This window comes from Bacillus aquiflavi, from assembly GCF_019915265.1.
GTDB lineage: Bacteria > Bacillota > Bacilli > Bacillales > Cytobacillaceae > Bacillus_BT > Bacillus_BT aquiflavi.
Genome location: NZ_CP082780.1, coordinates 413,479 through 431,673 on the forward strand (window position 1 = coordinate 413,479; position 18,195 = coordinate 431,673).

An 18,195-nucleotide genomic window follows, 5' to 3' on the forward strand; every position below is an offset into this window, starting at 1 on the left:
TTTTTATCGTTTGCGTTATGATTATAGCCAAAATTTTAATACTTATTGGATAAAGGTACGGCTTGTATTCTTCGGTTGACATTTTTTTTTTATCTTCAACATTTATTGAGTCATTTTCATTTAACGAAAATTCTCCTTAGACATAAATCTGATGATCAATTCGATCTTCTTTCGGCTTTTGTTACAGAACCAACATTCCCCCTTTTTTATTTGCCATTGAGGCATCGAGCACTTTAGCTGGAAGGAAAAAGCTAGTCATTAAAGGAGCAGCAATAATTAAATAGGAAATTAATTTTTTAATATTAAAAGAAGAATCTCCATGATCATAATGATGACAACAATGATGACCATCGGAATGATTCCATATTCACAGGCTGGGAATAGGTCTCCGATTACACAACTATGATTACGGCTATAAATTAATTTTTAGAATCCATCTTTGAATATATTCTTCAGATACAAAGATTGGAATAATACATGCGATAAGAATGCCTATTAATACAAAAGGCAAGCTTCTATTAATATACTGTTGACGCAAATGAATGATGATGAAAATGAATTGCTAGGTAAATGAGGGTTTAAGGGCGGTGGATACTGTAATTAATTAACTTCAGTGGTGTTATTTGTGGGGTTTTTTAATTTTGTGTATAATTTATTTTGAGTCCTCTATTGAGGATGATAAATCTACTGGGAATTATTATAAAGAGGGATTTAACTACTAATATACGAGGAGATTAGAATATGAAACAACTTAAAAATCTAGCAGTTTTGTTACTACTACTTGGTGCAGTGGTTCTATTTATAAGTGTTGATCCTCCAAAAGAATCTTACGCAGCCAATAACAATCTAAATATGAAAAAGATTAAAGTTGATGAATTTTTTACTGAATATGACGGAACGTTCATATTACGTAACATAAAAAACGGTCGTTCATTTATCTTTAACATTGACCGAGCCAATCAAAGGTTTGCACCGCAATCAACTTTTAAAATACCTAATGCGCTTATTGGTTTGCAAGTAGGCGCTGTAGAAGATGAATATGATATTAAGTATTGGGATGGTGTGGTACGAGAAATAGAAGTCTGGAACCAGGATCATACGCTTGGATCTGGTTTAAGGCACTCTGTAGTTTGGTATTATCAAGCAATGGCATGTGATATCGGAGAGGAACGAATGGAAGAGTGGATTCACAGAATATCTTATGGTAACCGAGATATTAGTGGGGGAATTGATCAGTTTTGGTTAAGCAGCTCACTCAAGATTTCACCAATTGAACAAGCAAAATTTATGGAAGCGTTGTATAAAGAGAAACTTCCATTTGATAAAAGTGTTATGAAAACTGTTAAACGGATAATGATCCAGAAAGAAGGCGATAATTATACCCTTTACGGAAAAACTGGACAAGGGTCAGATCTAGGCTGGTATGTTGGTTTTATAGAAGCAGGTAATCAGGCATATAGTTTTGTTACAAATATTGTTGGAACGAGTGCAGACGCTAAACATATTACAATGGACATTTTAAAGAAATATCATTTAATGACGGAATAGGCATTTATTATAAATAAAATGTGAGAATTTGGCGCTATTTTCGATAGTAATCCGAATCATTGAAAAAATTTATGCAAGGTGGAATTGCACTAACGAAGTCATAGAATGTTGTAGTTTGACAATCTATAAAGAATCTATCGTCTTTTAGAAGTAAAGGAAAGGTGCGATGATGATAAAGTGCCTATTTTTTATCAAGGGGAAAACAAGAGTTTTCCTGGAAGCGACAATATTTTCATAAAAGAATCATTATTATAATTGCGGTGGTGAATAAGTTGTTAAAAGAAGAATTAAAGAAACTTGCAACATCTTTTGTGGACATTCCTGATCGCTTTCAACCCGTAATAGAGGAATATATTGAGGGGGAAAATGGAAAGGGTGAGGCGATGTTTTCCTGGACGAATGAAGAACAAGATGAAGGTATTTCTCTCTCTCTCGATCTTGCAGGTAAATTGAAATTGACAAGGTTATCAGTTGAGAAAAAGGATCAACATGCTGTTATGCCTCCTTTAAGTTTGAAAGAAAGAAGAGAGCGCGCTGAACAATTCTTAATTAGTCATTATCCGGAGGCATTAAAGGACTTAACTTTTTACCGGACAAAAAAATTGGTCCATGGAGCTCGTTTTTATTATGGACAAATTGTAATGGGTCTACCATTAGATCAATCTGGCTGTTTAATTGATGTTGCGCCAGATGGAATGATTATTGAATTTCACTATAAAGGTGTAAAAAAGATTCCTAATACCCCAACAAAGCTGATTGAAAAAGAAAAACTGAGAAAGCACTTACAAAAAACAATGGATTTTCAGTTAACCATTACTAATGTGCTTACTTCCCTTCATGATGTAAAGGAAGAGGGGCTATGTTTGGTTTATCAACCGGAGCCTTCTTTCATAAAATATAAAGCGGATGTTTTGGAACCAACTTTAACGCTTATACATGAAGAAGACGAGCCAGAAAACTATATCGCACTGCCTGTTCCAGCAAGTACGACCGAAATTCAAGAATTATCTCTTGAAGAGATTATAGGAATTACCGAGAAGATGGAAGTTATTCGTGAAATAGATATGGGAGAAGAATTAGGTATTGTTTGGCGTGAACGCAATTGGAAGATGGAGGAAAGTGATTTATCGATAGAAAATTTTTTTAAGAGACATTCAGAAGATACAGTCAAAGCCATTATCTCAAAGAAAACGGGTAAACTTAGAAGTCTTATGCGGTTACATGACAGAAACGGCAATCTTCAACTTGATCGTGATGATTGTTATCAAAGGGCTATTGATTTTTTACAAAAGATAAATCCGAAGTATCATCAGTGTTTGCAATTGATTGTCAGAGAACAAGAAGCGAATGATAATGTCATGACAATTCCATTTGATTTCAATATCCATAACGGACATGGTACCCCAATTCACTTAGGAATAGTAAGTGTTGTAGTTAATCGTAAGACAGGACAAATTGATTATTATAGCGGAGTTGATTTTGATATCGAACAACTGAGTGACGTCTCTGTTGAACCGGTTCTCTCTAGTAAAGAAGCGAAAGAAATATTTTTCAATCATCTAGATTTTAAATTAGAATGGAACGAAAATTATGATAGCGAACAAAAGGGTGATCGCTTAGTCTATCAAGCATACAATCGGCATACTGGGACTCCTATTCGTTATATTGATGCCCTGACAGGAGCAGTTATTTCAGAAAAGATAGATATGTAAGCAAAAATTAGGTTCATAAGTATGATTAAAAAGATGAAAAATTTTTTTAAAGGGGGATAAATAATAATATTTTAGTTTACTATCTTAATACATGTATTAAAAATACTCTTAAACGTAAACTTCGATAAAAATCTGGTGAAACAGTGAAATCCTACATTCTCGTGATTGATGATGACATAAACATAAAATTAGTGAAATTAAATCATATCCAACAAAAGAATGATTATTAGTTAAGATGATAAAATACCTTTTTTTTCGAGAAATGACAAAAAAAATATTGATGATAGAGTAATAAAATATTAATATTAGTAACAATATTGTCATCTTACATACTAAAATTAAACATATTTTTGCCGAAGATTATGACGTGCAGAATCCGCTTTTTTAATGAAGATGAGGTGAAAACAATGTTACCGCTTGGAAGCATCGTTCTATTAGAACGTGGAGAAGAAAAGTTAATGATTATTGGTCGGAAACCAATTGTTGAAAATATAAATCATGAAAATGTTTTATTTGGATTATATGGCATGTCGCTATCCTGTCGGAATGGCAGAAGATGAAGTATATTTTTTCAATGATGAGGATATTTACGAAGTGATATTTACCGGATATGCCGAAGCGGAAGAAGCTCAGCTTCTACATTTTATAAAAGATTGGGAACAACTGACACCGTTAAAAAAAAAAGGACGAGTAAACGACGAGTTTTTAATTGAATAAAAAAGGCACTATAGATGAAGGAAAGGGGACGAAGAGGATGGATTATGATACACGGATTCGCCGTTTAGAAACTGCCATTCAACAATTATCAAATCTTGACGGCATTGATCACGTTTGTCTAGCACCAATCAGTTCAAGCGATTGGAATCATAGTCTAGCAAAAACAGCGTCGGAGGACCTATTTGAAAGATTAGATACGTTTCTCCTTTATTATGATCAAAAGTATAGCGCCTTGTTGACTGTATTGCGTACACGAAAACAAACGTTAGAAATGGAGAAAATGTCCTCTTATCATGATCATGCGAGGAAATTAGTAGGGATTCCGCAAGCGGAACGCTCGCTTTATGTAACGACAACGAAAATCGATTCGAGTGTCAAAACCATGCTCGTGAAAGGTGGATATGTATGACGACGACAGCTGGAAAAGGCAGCGCCAACATTGAATATGATTCTGAAAAAACAATGACTGGGATGACGAAAGTACAAACGCAATTAGATGCGTTCATTGATTCAACAAATCGGATCGTCTCTAAGTTTAACTTAGTTTTTGCCGACTTATCCGGGGAATCAATTGAAAGTTATCAAGAAGTTGTTCAACAATATGTCGAAGGAACAAAATTAGCCGAGCAATATATTGAAAAATTGCTTCATCTCATCCAGACGACAGATGTCGAAATAGTAACTGCCGAACAAAAAAGTAAAAATATGTTCGATAGAGAAGGGTGATGTAAATGGGACAAATTAAAATTGATCCTGAGCGCATAGGGGAACTATATCAAACACTTTTCGAAGAGCGATTTCAAGCTGAATCGATGATCGGGACGCTCATTCAGTTTAAGCGAAATTTAGAAGAACAAGGATTTGAGCATACAAGCTTAGCAGGCATTCATCATTATGTCGATTCGCTCATTAACTTAATGGAAGTTTTAGCAAATAATATCGTCACACTCCAAGATAATGCTTCAGAAATGGCCACTCAATTTACGAACACAGACGCAGAATTAGCTGCAATGTATCACACATCAAGTTCAGACACAACAAGCTATCAAACTTACGAAACGAAACAAATGGAAGATCTATATGGGAAACTAGATTAGCAGGAGGTGACCCAGTGGGAAAACTAATCGTTCACACAGAAGAAATAGCAGCATATTTAAAAAAGATGTACAGGCATTATGAACAGCAAGCTGAAACCATCGAAAGTCAATTAGCAGTGCTCCGTGAAGCTTCTCATCTTCTTGCCCCAGAAGATCTCGCTGCGGTAGAATATGAGATGGACGCGGTTAAGCAAAAAGGGAACGAATTTATCAACGAAAAAATGCCGTCCTTAGAGCAAACCCTTTCTACTGCAAAACCAATCGATCCTTATTTAGAAGCGATATCAAACATTAACGCATTTTTAAGTCAACATAACATTCCAGAATTTAATCAAATGATTCGCACCATTCAGCCTGTTAATCGAACAACACAAGTAAGCGAAGGAATAACGCTTAAGGGCTTTCTTCAAGGAACTGGGGAAGTGATTGGAGTAAACGATCTTTACCGAGCGTTTAATGGGAAAGATCCATTCACAGGGAAAAAACTTAGCTTTCCCGAATGGCTCGAGGCAGTTGGCTGGACTGTTTTAACAGTTGCACCACCTAGTTGGTTTATCAGAACCGGGAGAGCCGGAAAAGCGGCAAAAGGAATGTTAGCATTCCAAAATTCGACTCGAATTCAAGCAAGGAAAAAACTAGCACAAGTCAGTGAAATGTCAAAACTGTCTCTCCGGACAGTGAAGGATACAGGAAAGCAAATCACCCAAAAAGAGCTAGAAAGAATTCGCCAGTTCATCGATACATATTCCCCATTCATCGGAAACCGCCTCATGCCTGCATATGCGACAGGTGTGGTCGGAACTCGCGGGGTGAGATTAGCTGAAGAGCAAATTTATCGGATTAGCGGGGGCAAAGTGTCGGTAGGTGTGGGTGGAACTGGTAAGAAGGCTAGTGGGGCTGGTAATCCTATACCACACATAGGTGTAGTCCAATCTAGAATTAATTTGGCAGAAGGACCTACAAGATTTAGTCCTTCAAAGAATGCAGGTATGGAACATATTAGAAATAGACATTTTAACCCCAAAAAAAATGCTGGCTTTTTTACAATAAGTGAAAATGAATTAAAAAAAATATTACAATTAAAATCAACGATTAATTCTTCTGTAAAAAAATTAGAGTCTGGTGCATACGAAAGAACCATAGATGCTGGGAAAATAGTAGGAAATATAAAAGGCAGTATCCCTAAGGTAGGCGGTCAACCAACTCAATGGTTTAATATAATAACAGATAAAGGAGGGAATATTGTTACAGCATACCCCGTACCCAAACCGTAGGAGGTAGTAATATGGATAATGAATTATTTAATATTTATAGTAATTTTAATGGAAAAAATTTTTCGGTTTTGTTTGAAAAATTAATAGTTTTTATTAATAAGTATGAAAAAATTTTTATAAAGCATACTGCTAAAGATCTATACAATAAGGTAAGACAATTTAAATCTCAAGATTTTATTTTAGGTCACTCTGAAGATGACTTTGAAGAGTTGATTGCTTATTATAAAAATATGTTGAAACAGTTAGATGAAAAAAAGATATGTTCTCAGGTTATTCAGCTTATATGGGATATAAGTGCATACATGCTAGATGAAATTTGTCCAAACTGTCATTATAGTAATCTGCGTCTGACTTCTTCTATTGATGAGAAGGATACAGTTAAATTCTGTGATGAATGTCTGTACACAAGTATAAATAATAACTACGTTGAAATAGATGATGAGATAATTCCTGCAAATAAAAAACAAGTTTCAGCTTATCTAAATAGTATTAGAACAAAAGATTAGGTAATCATCTATAAAATATTATTGGCTCTTTGCTATTTAGTGTGGGAATCAAAGAAATGAGATTCATCATCACTTTTTGTGAAATAACATAAAAAAGGAAAACATTTTTGAATTCCTGGTAATAATGTTAGCACCAAACAAACATTAATAGGAGGTTCTAAAATGTTTTCCGTGTTACTAGAATTGCCAGAATTTAAAGTAGTTAAACGTGAGATTTTTGATACGCATTATTTTGTTCATGTAGAGAAAAAAGAAAGAAAAGAGCGTTGCGTCTATTGTGGATTTCATTCCTCGTCTGTCCATGATAGGAGAACAAGAAAAATACGTGATTTATTTGTATTAAACAAACCAATATTTCTCATTATTCACATGAAAAGATATCGGTGCAAAAACTGTAAAGAAGTCTTTTCTTCTTCTTTTGAATCTGTAGGATCACATCAGCACTATACCCACCGTTTTCGCCAGTTTATCTATGAACAAGTACTCGGAACAACCATTCAAGACATAAGCCGGAAATATAAAATAGCTTACTCAACAGTGGAACGTATTTTCTATTCGGTTGCTCATGAAAAAGCAAAGGAACAGGAGGCATTCATCGATGAAAGGCAAAAAGATCATGAAATCACGTTAAGCTTGGATGAAGTGGCTGTTCGAAAGGGACATACTTATGAGACCGTTCTTTATGATGCTGATTTAGGGGCGGTGATGGGTATGCATCAAAATCGTCATTGTGCCTCTACTATGGAACTTTTGTCACAGAAAGTCATTCATCCCGAACGGGAAAAAAACGTGGTGATTGATACCCATTCATAAAGCGATTCAAAATCTTTTCCCACACGCACAGATTATTGTTGATAAGTATCACGTCGTTCAAAAAAGTAACTCAGGCATTAGACCAAGTTCGTAAGAATATACCTGGTTTGAAAAAAGTAAGATTTTGCCTACTTAAAAGCTATAAAAATGTAAATGAAAAACAACGAATACGTCTAAATGAGTTATTTAGAAGGCAATGAATGTTTAGCTTATGCTTATTATCTTAAAGAACTATTTAGAGATTTTTATCAATCACCAGATTATGAAACAGCTCATCAGTTGTTAAAAGAATGGCTTCAACTTGCATAGAGTAGCCCATTTCCTGCTTTTCATCATGTAGCTAAGACGATAGAAAAAGGCGAAATCAAATTTTGCAATACTTCCATACCCCCTATACTAATGGAAGGACAGATGGCACCAATCATAAAATTAAGAATATTAAACGACGAGCTTATGGCTATAGAAATCCTCAAAGATTCAGGACACGTGTATTTTTGGAGTGTACAGGTAAAACTTACAATAAACAGATTGCTTAGCCACTCCTTCTTCAGCATTTAGTAAATAATAGTTGGTGGAAAAGAAGCCATCAAGGAAAGCACTTGACCGCTTCCTTTCCACCAACTAGCCAGCTTGTAAGCTGAAGAAGGAAAGATTTTGAGTGGCTCCAATCTAGCTAACTAATTACCAGAATTTTTTCCGAATCACAAACAATACAGTGAAGGATACCAAGAAAGCAAATCATCCAAAAAGAGCTAGAAAAAATTCGCCAGTTCATCGATACATATTCCCCATTCATCGGAAACCGCCTCATGCCTGCATATGCGACAGGTGTGGTCGGAACGCGCGGAGTGAGATTAGCTGAAGAGCAAATTTATCGGATTAGTGGGGGCAAAGTGTCGGGAGGTGTGGGTGGAACTGGTAAGAAGGCAAATGAAGCTAACAAAACTAAGACAATAATTAGTCCCGAAATGGAAGAAAAAATTCTTTGGGGACAAAGAAAAGATCCTAACAAAAACAAGATTATTGGAGGACATTCTCCAAATATTAATAATAGTCATCCTAATTATGCTACTGAAACTATATCGGTTAATCCTGATGGAACTAAGAGTATTAAATATACTACGCAATTTTCTGATGGTAATTTGGCTAAGATAAAAACTAGCACAGTGTTTCCCGATGGTTGGAGTGATACAAAGATATTGGATAGCATAGCGGGTATTGGGAATTTCACACCAATAAGTATTAGAGGCAGAGATGGAGCAACTTGGCATAGAGGAATTGTTGACGGTGTAGAAATTGATGTAATAAAAAAAGGTGACCATGTTATTAGTGGATATCCAACAGGAAAAACTAATGGACCAGCACCAGTCGGTTTTACAAAATAGAGGAGGAATAAAAATGTACGAAGAACTTGATGCAGTATTATCTGAAAATAGTTCAGACGATTCTTTTTATGATGATGGAGTTACATATGCAGAAGAGTTGCTCAATGATTTTACTGATCCTGATTGGGAAAAAATATTCCAAAATATTCATAGTAAGGATGATAAATGGAAAGTTAGATTAGCTTATTGTATTGATGATGATCTAGGGATAAATGGTTTGAAACTATTGCTAAGTATGCTGGGTGAAACTGATGAGGTTGTTGAATATGTGATTGATTCTTTAAGATCATTTAATACAGAAGAATATAAAGAAATTATATCATCTAACACTCAAGTGGTAGAAAAAGCTCAAAATTTATTGAAAAATGCGAGTTTACCAGTGAAGAGAGTTATAGAAGAATTTCTCTTAAAACAATAATATATCATGATGGTTCAAAAGATCTTGTCATATATATTATTATGATCCAAAAAAAAATTAGGTTTGGAGGTGTTTTTGATTACTGAAGCAACACAATTTAATGATTGGATAATAGAAGATGTTGATAAGGTATTATTCGGTGAAAGTGATTGTGAGGCATTTAGTGGAAATCGTTCCGTTGTAAAAAATAAAAAGAGATACAACTGTTATAGAGGATTTCTTGGAAGGTATGTATGATGATTGTAAGACTTTTCAACTCTATGAGATTGATTCACAACAATATTTGGTTATTTGGTTATAATGTTGAAGAAAAAAAAAAGAAGAGCTTAAAAAAGAACATAGGTATGAATAAAGTAGCTATACAATAAATGATAAACGAAATCCATAGAGAAGCAATCTCTATGATTTTTTTTTTTAAAAATAAAGGATAAAGCAAGGAAAAAACTAGCGCAAGTCAGTGAAATGTCAAAACTGTCTCTCCGGACAGTGAGAGATATAGGAAAGCAAATCACCCAAAAAGAGCTAGAAAGAATTCGCCAATTCATCGATACATATTCCCCATTCATCGGAAACCGCCTCATGCCAGCATATGCGACAGGTGTGGTCGGAACTCGCGGAGTGAGATTAGCTGAAGAGCAAATTTATCGGATTAGCGGGGGCAAAGTGTCGGGAGGTGTGGGTGGAACTGGTAAGAAGGCAAGTGGACTTGAGAAGGTTAAAATAGTTCATGAAGAAGAGATGGTGACTTATAGCAGGGTTCAAGGCGGAGATAGTAAAGAATTATTAATAGTTAATAATGATGGAACGTTATCTTGGAATAATAATTTTAAAAAAGATCATAATTTAAATGTGACAACAAGTCAAGAGCATTCTCAATATTTCCAAAATAAACGTGGTTCTGATTCATATATTGTTGATTTTGAAGTCCCTAAATATTTGGATGATCTTATAAAAGAAAATGCTATATCACAAAAAGGTTATAAAAATAATCCGTTAAATCAAGGAGGGGTTGCTCCCAAAATTGTAGATGATACAGTTTTTCAAAAACATGGTTTTAGTGGTGTAGCTTACGAAACACCTGATCCAATTAATAAGTGGTTAATAGAGTATGCTCAAAATGCTGAAATAAGAAAATAATATAAGGAGGCATACTGTTATGGTTAATCCCAAATATGCAGAACAAGTCTTGGTAGGAATTCAGTATAAGAATAGTTTTAGTTGGTATTTAGGGGATTGTGAAATGTGGTATCTTGATTATAACGAAGCGGGTTATTTACCGTCCGAGTATGAAAAAGAAAGAGAAGGGATACCTATTTTAACTAAGGATACAGTGGATGCTTTTTTAGAACGAATCGAGCAGAATAAAATAAATACTGAAGATATAAAGAGAAAATTTTTAAGTGAATTGGAAGAAAACCCTAATGATGCTATTTATGATTATAGACCATTTTTTTTAGTAGATTTTGATAATTCAATATTCTATTCACAGTTTCCAGAATCTATATCGTTTGAAGAATATATTCCAAAAGATTGGAAAGGGTATTTTCAGAAATTTTATGAAAATGTACCAGATAAATTTCGATATTGGCAGATTGATGGCAAAAATTACTTTAAATGAGGAGAATAAAATATGACAAATGAGAAATTAACAATTATAAGAGAAACTTTTAAAAATGATGAAACAGGAGAATTAACCCCCGCTATAACAGTTATAATCGATGGGAATATAAAGAAAGTTTTAGATATTATTATGGAGAAAAAAAGGTTATTCTGATTATCCTGAAGTTATGAGAGATATTATTTTTGATGGAATTCAAAATTTCATAAAATCTAATCCAATATAAAAAAATAATAAAAGAGGTTTTAAATAGTTTTTTCAGAAATCATATTGTGCATAAAAACAGTACCAACTTTGTATAATACAAGGTTCGTACTGTTTTTTTATAAAGGAAGGGGAATATTTACAATACAAAAGAAAATAAATTCGATATGATAAATTATTAGACTTAGAAACAATTGTAATACGATTAGAATTCTGGTGTAATTTTTGCTTGGATACAAAAACAGGGGAAAATTGAATGAAAGACGAGTAAGAACCGGGAGAGCCGGAAGCGGCAAAAGGAATGTTAGCATTCCAAAATTCGACTCGAATTCAAGCAGGGAAAAAACTAGCGCAAGTCAGTGAAATGTCAAAACTGTCTCTCCGGACAGTGAAGGATACAGGAAAGCAAATCACCCAAAAAGAGCTAGAAAGAATTCGCCAGTTCATCAATACATATTCCCCATTCATTGGAAACCGCCTCATGCCTGCATATGCGACAGGTGTGGTCGGAACGCGCGGGGTGAGATTAGCTGAAGAGCAAATTTATCGGATTAGCGGGGGCAAAGCGTGGGTAGGTGTGGGTGGAACTGGTAAGAAGGTAAGTGGGACTAAAATTCCTAGTATTGATCCTGTGACTCGTCGTATTGATCCTTCAGAAATTAGATTTAGTCAAACTTCTGTGAATGGATCTAAGGAGATTATTTCCAGTATGAAAGCTAATGGATGGAAAGGAGATCCAATTGATGTTGTTAGAATGCCAGATGGAAATTTTACAACTATTGATAATACTAGAGTTGCTGCAGCTAAGGAAGTTGGAATAGATGTTAAAGCGGTTGTTAGAGATTATAATGATCCTTTACCAGGGAACATGATTGATAGATTCACTACTCGTAAAGGTATACCTAAAACCTGGGGAGAGGCATTGGATTTAAGAATACAAAAGCAAAAAGCTAGTTTTAGAAATAACAACCCAATGGGGTCATTTGATTTAGAAAAAATGAATTAGAAAGAAGTGTTAAAGATATGGAAAAATTCTATGTTAATAAATATATATATATATATCCAGAGTCTTACAAAAAGTTGATTGAACTAAATTTAGTAGATTTTGATGTATGGTATTTAATTGAATCTGGACAAGCTACTAGAAGATATTACGATTTAAAAGAAAGATATCCCAATCGTAATTTGATTCCGTTTGCAAGAAGGGATGATAATGATGATATAGCTTGTTTTGAGGTTGGAAAAGGAAGTAAGGTACAATTAATTCATGACTTTACTTCAGAAGGATTTGCACAAAAAAAAGAATTTAATGATTTTTGGGAATGGTTCGACTTCGTTATTAAAGAAATGATTGATTACAATAGGAGTCAAGATATTGAAAAAAGAAAAATTTTAAGAGAATTTAAGCAAAGAAGTTTCTTATGCTTTACGGCATGCCCCATGGAAATATGAGTTGGAATTAGACGAAAAAGGTTGGGTTTCTATTGAGCAACTATTATATGCATTGCACCAATCAATAAAATGGGTAAATTTAGGGAAAGGAGATTTAAAAGCGATGATTGAGAAGTCAGCAAAAAAAAGACATGAGATAAAAGAAGATAAAATTCGTGCAATGTATGGACATTCTATTCCTATGAAAATAGTAAAAGAAAAGGCCGTACCACCTGAATTTCTTTATCATGGAACGGCTTCTAGGTTTTTAACCTCGATCGAACTAAATGGATTATTACCTATGTCTAGACAATATATTCATCTTTCTGAAGATATTGAAACCGCAAATTTGGTTGGAAAACGAAAAGACAAAAATCCGATTATTTTAGTAGTGAATACTAAAAAAGCTAGAGAGGGAGGGATTAAATTCTATTTAGGAAATGAGAAAGTATGGTTAGCAGATAATATCCCTAATAAATTTATTGAAGTCAAAGAGTAATGCATTCTATTTTTAGGCTATAACTATGGAAAATTAGTAGAACAAAATTAACTGAATTTGCATATTAAAAGATAGTACGAACTTTGTACAATACAAGGTTCGTACTTTTTTTTTATAAAGGAAGGGGAATATACAAAAGAAATTAAATTCGATATGATAAATTATTAGACTTAGAAACAATTGTAATACGATTAGAATTCTGATGTAATTTTTAATATTTTGATTTTTGCTTGGATACAAAAACAGGGGAAAATTGAATGAAAGACGAGTAAGAACCGGGAGAGCCGGAAAAGCGGCAAAAGGAATGTTAGCATTCCAAAATTCGACTCGAATTCAAGCAAGGAAAAAACTAGCGCAAGTCAGTGAAATGTCAAAACTGTCTCTCCGGACAGTGAAAGATACAGGAAAGCAAATCACCCTAAAAGAGCTAGAAAGAATTCGCCAATTTATCGATACATATTCCCCATTCATCGGAAACCGCCTCATGCCTGCATATGCGACAGGTGTGGTCGGAACGCGCGGGGTGAAGATTAGCTGAAGAGCAAATTTATCGGATTAGCGGGGGCAAAGTGTCGGTAGGTGTGGGTGGAACTGGTAAGAAGGCTAGTGGGGCTGTGGCCGGCGTTTCAGAAGAACTAACGCGGGCACAAAAAAGAAACGTTGAGGCTCTTAACAATGTCATAGAAAATAATTTAAAAGATCACGACTTCTCTGGCACATTAAGAGATTTACAAGGAAATCCCATTCCAAAGCCTAGTGGTGGATTTTGGGATCATAAAACAGAGATGATTCAATCATATGACGCTCTTCAAGGGGTTAAAAAAGGTTTAGAAGGTTCTTTAAAAAATCCTAATTTAAATTCTACAGTAAAAGAATTTTTGGAAGCAGAATTTGCCAAAGCTAATTTTTACATTAATAAAATTGAAGAACTATTTAAACCGTTTGGAGGAATACGATGAAAACATTAAAAGAATTATATAATTTATCTTATGATGAATCAAATTTTGGTAGTGGATTAATAAAATGGTATAATTCCCTAATAAATAAAAAAATAGAGGAATTAACTGTAACAGATATATCCAAAATGATTAGACAAGATATTTTAAAAAATTTAGCACTAGAAAAATCTATAGATTTATTTATTCTTAATCCTTACGATGGAGAATATCAGGACGGTGAATTATTGAAGTTGATACTTTCGTCTGTTAATATAAATAAATTAAGTATAAACAAATTGAATATGCTAAATGATAAAGTTACAGAACTAAAACAGTCGTACTTAGAATTTGACTGGGAAGACGAAGATATTAAACAAATGTATGGAAAAAATTTAGATGAACAAAAAGAAAAAATAAAAAAAGCTTATGACAGCTAGCAGTAACCTAATAAAAAAACAGTACCAACTTTGTATAAAACAAGGTTCGTACTTTTTTTTTATAAAGGAAGGGGAATATACAAAAGAAATTAAATTCGATATGATAAATTATTAGACTTAGAAACAATTATAATACGATTAGAATTCTGATGTAATTTTTAATATTTTGATTTTTGCTTGGATACAAAAACAGGGGAAAATTGAATGAAAGACGAGTAAGAACCGGGAGAGCCGGAAAAGCGGCAAAAGGAATATTAGCATTCCAAAACTCGACTCGAATTCAAGCAAGGAAAAAACTAGCGCAAGTCAGTGAAATGTCAAAACTGTCTCTCCGGACAGTGAAAGATACAGGAAAGCAAATCACCCAAAAAGAGCTAGAAAGAATTCGCCAGTTCATCGATACATATTCCCCATTCATCGGAAACCGCCTCATGCCTGCATATGCGACAGGTGTGGTCGGAACGCGCGGGGTGAGATTAGCTGAAGAGCAAATTTATCGGATTAGCGGGGGCAAAGTGTCGGGAGGTGTGGGTGGAACTGGTAAGAAGGCAAGTGAAGCTTACCAACAAATTCAAACAATAAAAAATAGATATCAAAATGAAGTTCAAAAAGGAAAAGCATTTGATTTCATTCTAAAAAAAAAAAAATGGTAGAATAAATGGTCTAAATGGAATTAAAAATGTTGACTTTATTATTGACATGAATGGAAATTTGAAAATAGGACGTGGACACTCTTTTTTGGCAAATGGAGAATCTGTTCAGGTAGCTGGGAAAATGAAAGTAAATAGTAATGGACAAGTTCGTAGTATTAACAATTGGTCTGGTCACTATACACCTACACCTAAACAAGCTAATCTTTTTCCTCAAGCTTTAGAGAATGCTGGAGTAAATGTAAACAATAGTTGGTTAGAAATTTATGAAATTAAATTTACGAACTCTGGATATGTGGATGGGAGTAAACTTAAATTAATATCAAGCACTAAGTTGAAAACGAGATAGAGAAAGGTGATTCGGTATGGAAAGAGTTACCCAAATGAACTCAGAATTTTTTTTTAATAATTTAATGGCTACTGTTATGGAAATAAAAGATAAAAAAGGACTTTCTTTTTCTGAATGTATATTTATGATAGAGGCTGTAGAAGAGAGAGGGAAACCTTTAAATAGTGCGGATGATTTAATGAGATTAAATATATTAAGTGAAGAAAATGTAGGCGGTAAAAAGTTTCCACTAAGCGTAACTGTAGATATTTTATGTGGTTTACAGCCAATGGTTCCCATTTGGATAAATGTATCCTTTGTAGAAATGGATGGAGATACAGCCATTTTTAAATTAGAATCAAGTTTGCGTTTTAGAAAACCGACATTGCTTAGAAACGCTGAAACAGGGCATCCCCCATTTAAGGCTATAGTCTAATTACTTATTTTGTTAGCTAAGGGTAAAGAAAAAAGATTTAAAAAGACAAGGTAAACTGTTAAAGAAAACGGTGGGTATGTTGAGCTAGCAAGTTTTCAAAGAAAAACTAGGTATTTGCTATTTTGGATTTCCTCGGGTACTGAGAAAGCTAAATGCCTAATAAAAGAAGTCAACAGTGACGTTCCTTCTGCTTTTCTGAGTTTTGTACTAGTTTTTCCAATGTATTTGTTACGGGTCGTTCAAGTATTTATTTAAACGCTTGTGATATAAATAATCTCAACTATTTCAAGAATGTTTATTTATGCAAGTAAACTGGTATTAAGTCAAGATAGATCCTTCACAGTTCGGAACGATAAACGAAAATCCATAGAGAAACAATCTCTGTGGTTTTTTTTAAAATATAAAGGATAAAGCAAGGAAAAAACTAGCACAAGTCAGTGAAATGTCAAAACTGTCTCTCCGGACAGTGAAAGATACAGGAAAGAAATTCATCCAAAAAGAGCTAGAAAGAATTCGCCAGTTCATCGATACATATTCCCCATTCATCGGAAACCGCCTCATGCCTGCATATGCGACAGGTGTGGTCGGAACGCGCGGGGTGAGATTAGCTGAAGAGCAAATTTATCGGATTAGCGGGGGAAGAACTGGGGCAGGGAAGAAGACAGGAAAGCTTATTAATGCAAGTATATCCCATGAATCTAGAAGTGCTAGTTTAAAAGAAATTAAAAGAAAATTGAATATCCCAAAATCCCAACATCCAATTAATCAAAGAATGGTACCTCTAAAACATAGTAATGGAAATTGGATTCTAGATTCTAATAAGCGACCCATCATGACTAGGGAATTAACCTATGAAATTAATGGAAAAAAGATTGTAATTCAAGATCACTCGGTAGGTCATGATTTTGGAGGTATTGGAAATCAACCCTCTCATCATAATGTAAGACCTATAGAAAATACTAGGACTGGTAAAGTAGAGGGGATGGAAGACCATTATTATTTCAAAAAAAGAAATAAAAAATAGGAGTGGAATAGTGATTAATGAATTTAAATTTTTAAATCCTCAAGCACTGACTAATATTTTTGGAAAGATTCCAACATTTGAAAAAGCAGAGTTATTAGATATTCAGTTGAATAGAGATGGTCCGATTTTATCTATGAGATTGATGACAAAGGATCAAGTAAAAATAAAACCAAAGCGATGGAATAAATGGGATGTTGTTTATATAGAATTATTTTTTTTTTCCATCCGTAATTTAGAAATAAGCCGTTTTGGAACTAATAATTTAATTAATGAATTTATAGTAATAGATAAATGTGGAGACGGATTATTAGAAATTAAGTGCGATAATCAATTGCAAATAAAGGCCATATTTGACTGGGGTAAAGTAGAAAAAGTAACACCTGGCTTATTAGGATTACCTTAAATAAAAACTAAACTAATGAGATAACCTTAAATGAATGATATGTATAGATTGATTTTAATAATTTTTACAAAAATAAATTGTGGAAGAATTTTTTAAACTAAAAAATTTCCATACACTTAACATTAGACTATATAATGTGATTAAAATATTTGAATAAAAGAATTCTTAAAAATTACATAACAATCGAAAAGTTAATTAGCTAAAATAAGGCTATATGCCTATAAAGCAGTCAATACCAACGTTAGGATAACGTAGTGGCGAATTATTGACTGCTTTTGTTATTTGTTTTATAGATCTTTTACTTTAACAAACATGTTTTATAATTGAATTCAGAACTCGCGGAGTGAGATTAGCTGAAGAGCAAATTTATCGGATTAGCGGGGGCAAAGTGTCGGTAGGTGTGGGTGGAACTGGTAAGAAGGCTAGTGGGGCTAAAAATTCCCAATTTGGAGATAATGCTAAAAATCACCTGAAAAATGTAGAGAATATAAACAAAAAAGGCGTAGTTGGTGGACATAATGCGGATGTATTTTACACTGCTTTAAAAAGTCAAGGTGTTGATGTAGATGACTTAGTGGTTTCCAAGAAACCGCACCCTTCTATTGAAGGAATTTATGAAGTCGAATATAGAATACCTAGAAAAGATATGGCTTGTAATACTGCTAAACCAATTACATATAGGAATATTAGAGATCCTAAAACAATATATAATCCAGCAATAATCCATGATGATTTAATTTATGCATGGGGATAGGAA

The 18,195-nt window shown here is 33.9% G+C and carries 27 protein-coding genes and 2 pseudogenes; 28 read left to right on the forward strand and 1 reads right to left on the reverse strand.

Features of this window, described 5'->3' with window-relative positions; translation table 11 throughout:
- Positions 1-181 precede the first annotated feature (181 nt).
- Positions 182-367 carry a DUF1980 domain-containing protein gene (locus tag K6959_RS19505; protein ID WP_163241254.1) on the reverse strand — a complete coding sequence of 62 codons (186 nt, stop codon included), beginning with the start codon at positions 365-367 and terminating at the stop codon, positions 182-184.
- 374 nt (positions 368-741) lie between these two features.
- On the opposite strand from K6959_RS19505, the gene blaOXA reads away from it, so the two are divergent.
- The 28 genes and pseudogenes from blaOXA (at position 742) to K6959_RS02205 (ending at position 18,192) form a co-directional block, all read left to right on the forward strand.
- Complete coding sequence (gene blaOXA, locus K6959_RS02070) at positions 742-1,548, forward strand: class D beta-lactamase (RefSeq protein WP_223087491.1); 807 nt, start codon at positions 742-744, stop codon at positions 1,546-1,548.
- A gap of 272 nt (positions 1,549-1,820) precedes the next feature.
- The gene (locus K6959_RS02075; RefSeq protein ID WP_223087493.1) at positions 1,821-3,260 is read left to right on the forward strand and encodes a YcdB/YcdC domain-containing protein; all 1,440 of its coding nucleotides are present in this window, start codon (positions 1,821-1,823) and stop codon (positions 3,258-3,260) included.
- A 362-nt stretch (positions 3,261-3,622) separates the two neighbouring features.
- On the forward strand, positions 3,623-3,820 hold the full coding sequence (locus tag K6959_RS02080) for a DUF4176 domain-containing protein (protein ID WP_223087495.1): 198 nt from the start codon (positions 3,623-3,625) through the stop codon (positions 3,818-3,820).
- Positions 3,759-3,977, forward strand: a complete 219-nt coding sequence (locus tag K6959_RS02085; RefSeq protein WP_223087496.1) for a DUF4176 domain-containing protein — start codon at positions 3,759-3,761, stop codon at positions 3,975-3,977. Before K6959_RS02080 ends, K6959_RS02085 begins: the two co-directional genes overlap by 62 nt.
- Positions 3,978-4,014: 37 nt before the next feature.
- On the forward strand, positions 4,015-4,386 hold the full coding sequence (locus tag K6959_RS02090; RefSeq protein WP_223087498.1) for a hypothetical protein: 372 nt from the start codon (positions 4,015-4,017) through the stop codon (positions 4,384-4,386).
- Positions 4,383-4,703: a hypothetical protein gene (locus K6959_RS02095; RefSeq protein ID WP_223087500.1), complete on the forward strand. Its 321-nt coding sequence runs from the start codon at positions 4,383-4,385 to the stop codon at positions 4,701-4,703. The genes K6959_RS02090 and K6959_RS02095 overlap by 4 nt, the downstream gene beginning before the upstream one ends.
- A gap of 5 nt (positions 4,704-4,708) precedes the next feature.
- Positions 4,709-5,074 carry a hypothetical protein gene (locus K6959_RS02100; RefSeq protein WP_223087502.1) on the forward strand — a complete coding sequence of 122 codons (366 nt, stop codon included), beginning with the start codon at positions 4,709-4,711 and terminating at the stop codon, positions 5,072-5,074.
- 14 nt (positions 5,075-5,088) lie between these two features.
- Positions 5,089-6,348: a pre-toxin TG domain-containing protein gene (locus K6959_RS02105; protein WP_223087503.1), complete on the forward strand. Its 1,260-nt coding sequence runs from the start codon at positions 5,089-5,091 to the stop codon at positions 6,346-6,348.
- 11 nt (positions 6,349-6,359) lie between these two features.
- Positions 6,360-6,854, forward strand: coding sequence for a hypothetical protein (locus tag K6959_RS02110; RefSeq protein ID WP_218944018.1), 495 nt, complete (start codon positions 6,360-6,362; stop codon positions 6,852-6,854).
- Positions 6,855-7,016: 162 nt separating this feature from the next.
- A pseudogene (locus tag K6959_RS19980) lies at positions 7,017-8,203 on the forward strand (ISL3 family transposase).
- 273 nt (positions 8,204-8,476) lie between these two features.
- A complete protein-coding gene (locus K6959_RS02120; protein ID WP_262421863.1) occupies positions 8,477-9,052 on the forward strand; it encodes an EndoU domain-containing protein in 576 nt (191 codons plus the stop codon).
- Positions 9,053-9,065: 13 nt separating this feature from the next.
- Entirely contained in the window at positions 9,066-9,470 is a 405-nt protein-coding gene (locus tag K6959_RS02125) for a hypothetical protein (RefSeq protein WP_163243604.1), read from the forward strand.
- A 75-nt stretch (positions 9,471-9,545) separates the two neighbouring features.
- Positions 9,546-9,707, forward strand: a complete 162-nt coding sequence (locus tag K6959_RS02130; protein WP_223087505.1) for a hypothetical protein — start codon at positions 9,546-9,548, stop codon at positions 9,705-9,707.
- A 225-nt stretch (positions 9,708-9,932) separates the two neighbouring features.
- On the forward strand, positions 9,933-10,607 hold the full coding sequence (locus K6959_RS18690; protein WP_262421864.1) for a hypothetical protein: 675 nt from the start codon (positions 9,933-9,935) through the stop codon (positions 10,605-10,607).
- A gap of 19 nt (positions 10,608-10,626) precedes the next feature.
- A complete protein-coding gene (locus K6959_RS02140) occupies positions 10,627-11,088 on the forward strand; it encodes a hypothetical protein (protein WP_223087507.1) in 462 nt (153 codons plus the stop codon).
- Between the two features lie 12 nt (positions 11,089-11,100).
- Positions 11,101-11,244 carry a hypothetical protein gene (locus K6959_RS02145; RefSeq protein ID WP_262421865.1) on the forward strand — a complete coding sequence of 48 codons (144 nt, stop codon included), beginning with the start codon at positions 11,101-11,103 and terminating at the stop codon, positions 11,242-11,244.
- Positions 11,245-11,593: 349 nt separating this feature from the next.
- Positions 11,594-12,298: a ParB/RepB/Spo0J family partition protein gene (locus K6959_RS18695; RefSeq protein WP_246234959.1), complete on the forward strand. Its 705-nt coding sequence runs from the start codon at positions 11,594-11,596 to the stop codon at positions 12,296-12,298.
- Positions 12,299-12,315: 17 nt separating this feature from the next.
- Positions 12,316-12,672: pseudogene (locus K6959_RS02155) on the forward strand (hypothetical protein); the annotation flags it as partial.
- A gap of 73 nt (positions 12,673-12,745) precedes the next feature.
- On the forward strand, positions 12,746-13,222 hold the full coding sequence (locus K6959_RS02160; protein ID WP_262421866.1) for an RNA 2'-phosphotransferase: 477 nt from the start codon (positions 12,746-12,748) through the stop codon (positions 13,220-13,222).
- A 253-nt stretch (positions 13,223-13,475) separates the two neighbouring features.
- Positions 13,476-13,760 carry a hypothetical protein gene (locus K6959_RS02165; RefSeq protein WP_223087509.1) on the forward strand — a complete coding sequence of 95 codons (285 nt, stop codon included), beginning with the start codon at positions 13,476-13,478 and terminating at the stop codon, positions 13,758-13,760.
- A 31-nt stretch (positions 13,761-13,791) separates the two neighbouring features.
- Positions 13,792-14,181 (forward strand): polymorphic toxin type 28 domain-containing protein, encoded by a 390-nt coding sequence (locus tag K6959_RS02170; RefSeq protein ID WP_223087510.1) that lies wholly within the window; start codon positions 13,792-13,794, stop codon positions 14,179-14,181.
- A complete protein-coding gene (locus K6959_RS02175) occupies positions 14,178-14,597 on the forward strand; it encodes a contact-dependent growth inhibition system immunity protein (RefSeq protein WP_223087512.1) in 420 nt (139 codons plus the stop codon). Before K6959_RS02170 ends, K6959_RS02175 begins: the two co-directional genes overlap by 4 nt.
- Positions 14,598-14,797: 200 nt before the next feature.
- Positions 14,798-15,250, forward strand: coding sequence for a hypothetical protein (locus K6959_RS02180; protein ID WP_223087514.1), 453 nt, complete (start codon positions 14,798-14,800; stop codon positions 15,248-15,250).
- 58 nt (positions 15,251-15,308) lie between these two features.
- On the forward strand, positions 15,309-15,596 hold the full coding sequence (locus tag K6959_RS02185) for a hypothetical protein (protein WP_223087515.1): 288 nt from the start codon (positions 15,309-15,311) through the stop codon (positions 15,594-15,596).
- Between the two features lie 34 nt (positions 15,597-15,630).
- The gene (locus K6959_RS02190; RefSeq protein ID WP_316252514.1) at positions 15,631-16,011 is read left to right on the forward strand and encodes a hypothetical protein; all 381 of its coding nucleotides are present in this window, start codon (positions 15,631-15,633) and stop codon (positions 16,009-16,011) included.
- A gap of 442 nt (positions 16,012-16,453) precedes the next feature.
- Positions 16,454-17,035: an HNH/endonuclease VII fold putative polymorphic toxin gene (locus K6959_RS18700; RefSeq protein WP_262421867.1), complete on the forward strand. Its 582-nt coding sequence runs from the start codon at positions 16,454-16,456 to the stop codon at positions 17,033-17,035.
- Positions 17,036-17,045: 10 nt separating this feature from the next.
- A complete protein-coding gene (locus K6959_RS02200; RefSeq protein WP_223087519.1) occupies positions 17,046-17,438 on the forward strand; it encodes an immunity 50 family protein in 393 nt (130 codons plus the stop codon).
- Positions 17,439-17,781: 343 nt separating this feature from the next.
- Entirely contained in the window at positions 17,782-18,192 is a 411-nt protein-coding gene (locus K6959_RS02205; RefSeq protein ID WP_262421868.1) for a CdiA family toxin C-terminal domain-containing protein, read from the forward strand.
- Positions 18,193-18,195 lie beyond the last annotated feature (3 nt).

Bases quoted from the DNA above. Each gene is read 5' to 3' on its own strand.
- K6959_RS02145 (WP_262421865.1), top strand. From the start codon at position 11,101: ATGACAAATGAGAAATTAACAATTATAAGAGAAACTTTTAAAAATGAT.
- K6959_RS02175 (WP_223087512.1), top strand. From the start codon at position 14,178: ATGAAAACATTAAAAGAATTATATAATTTATCTTATGATGAATCAAAT.
- K6959_RS02085 (WP_223087496.1), top strand. From the start codon at position 3,759: ATGAAAATGTTTTATTTGGATTATATGGCATGTCGCTATCCTGTCGGA.
- K6959_RS18690 (WP_262421864.1), top strand. From the start codon at position 9,933: ATGTCAAAACTGTCTCTCCGGACAGTGAGAGATATAGGAAAGCAAATC.
- K6959_RS02080 (WP_223087495.1), top strand. From the start codon at position 3,623: ATGACGTGCAGAATCCGCTTTTTTAATGAAGATGAGGTGAAAACAATG.
- K6959_RS18700 (WP_262421867.1), top strand. From the start codon at position 16,454: ATGTCAAAACTGTCTCTCCGGACAGTGAAAGATACAGGAAAGAAATTC.
- K6959_RS02125 (WP_163243604.1), top strand. From the start codon at position 9,066: ATGTACGAAGAACTTGATGCAGTATTATCTGAAAATAGTTCAGACGAT.
- blaOXA (WP_223087491.1), top strand. From the start codon at position 742: ATGAAACAACTTAAAAATCTAGCAGTTTTGTTACTACTACTTGGTGCA.
- K6959_RS02120 (WP_262421863.1), top strand. From the start codon at position 8,477: ATGCCTGCATATGCGACAGGTGTGGTCGGAACGCGCGGAGTGAGATTA.
- K6959_RS18695 (WP_246234959.1), top strand. From the start codon at position 11,594: ATGTTAGCATTCCAAAATTCGACTCGAATTCAAGCAGGGAAAAAACTA.
- K6959_RS02095 (WP_223087500.1), top strand. From the start codon at position 4,383: ATGACGACGACAGCTGGAAAAGGCAGCGCCAACATTGAATATGATTCT.
- K6959_RS02100 (WP_223087502.1), top strand. From the start codon at position 4,709: ATGGGACAAATTAAAATTGATCCTGAGCGCATAGGGGAACTATATCAA.
- K6959_RS02110 (WP_218944018.1), top strand. From the start codon at position 6,360: ATGGATAATGAATTATTTAATATTTATAGTAATTTTAATGGAAAAAAT.
- K6959_RS02140 (WP_223087507.1), top strand. From the start codon at position 10,627: ATGGTTAATCCCAAATATGCAGAACAAGTCTTGGTAGGAATTCAGTAT.
- K6959_RS02190 (WP_316252514.1), top strand. From the start codon at position 15,631: ATGAACTCAGAATTTTTTTTTAATAATTTAATGGCTACTGTTATGGAA.
- K6959_RS02090 (WP_223087498.1), top strand. From the start codon at position 4,015: ATGGATTATGATACACGGATTCGCCGTTTAGAAACTGCCATTCAACAA.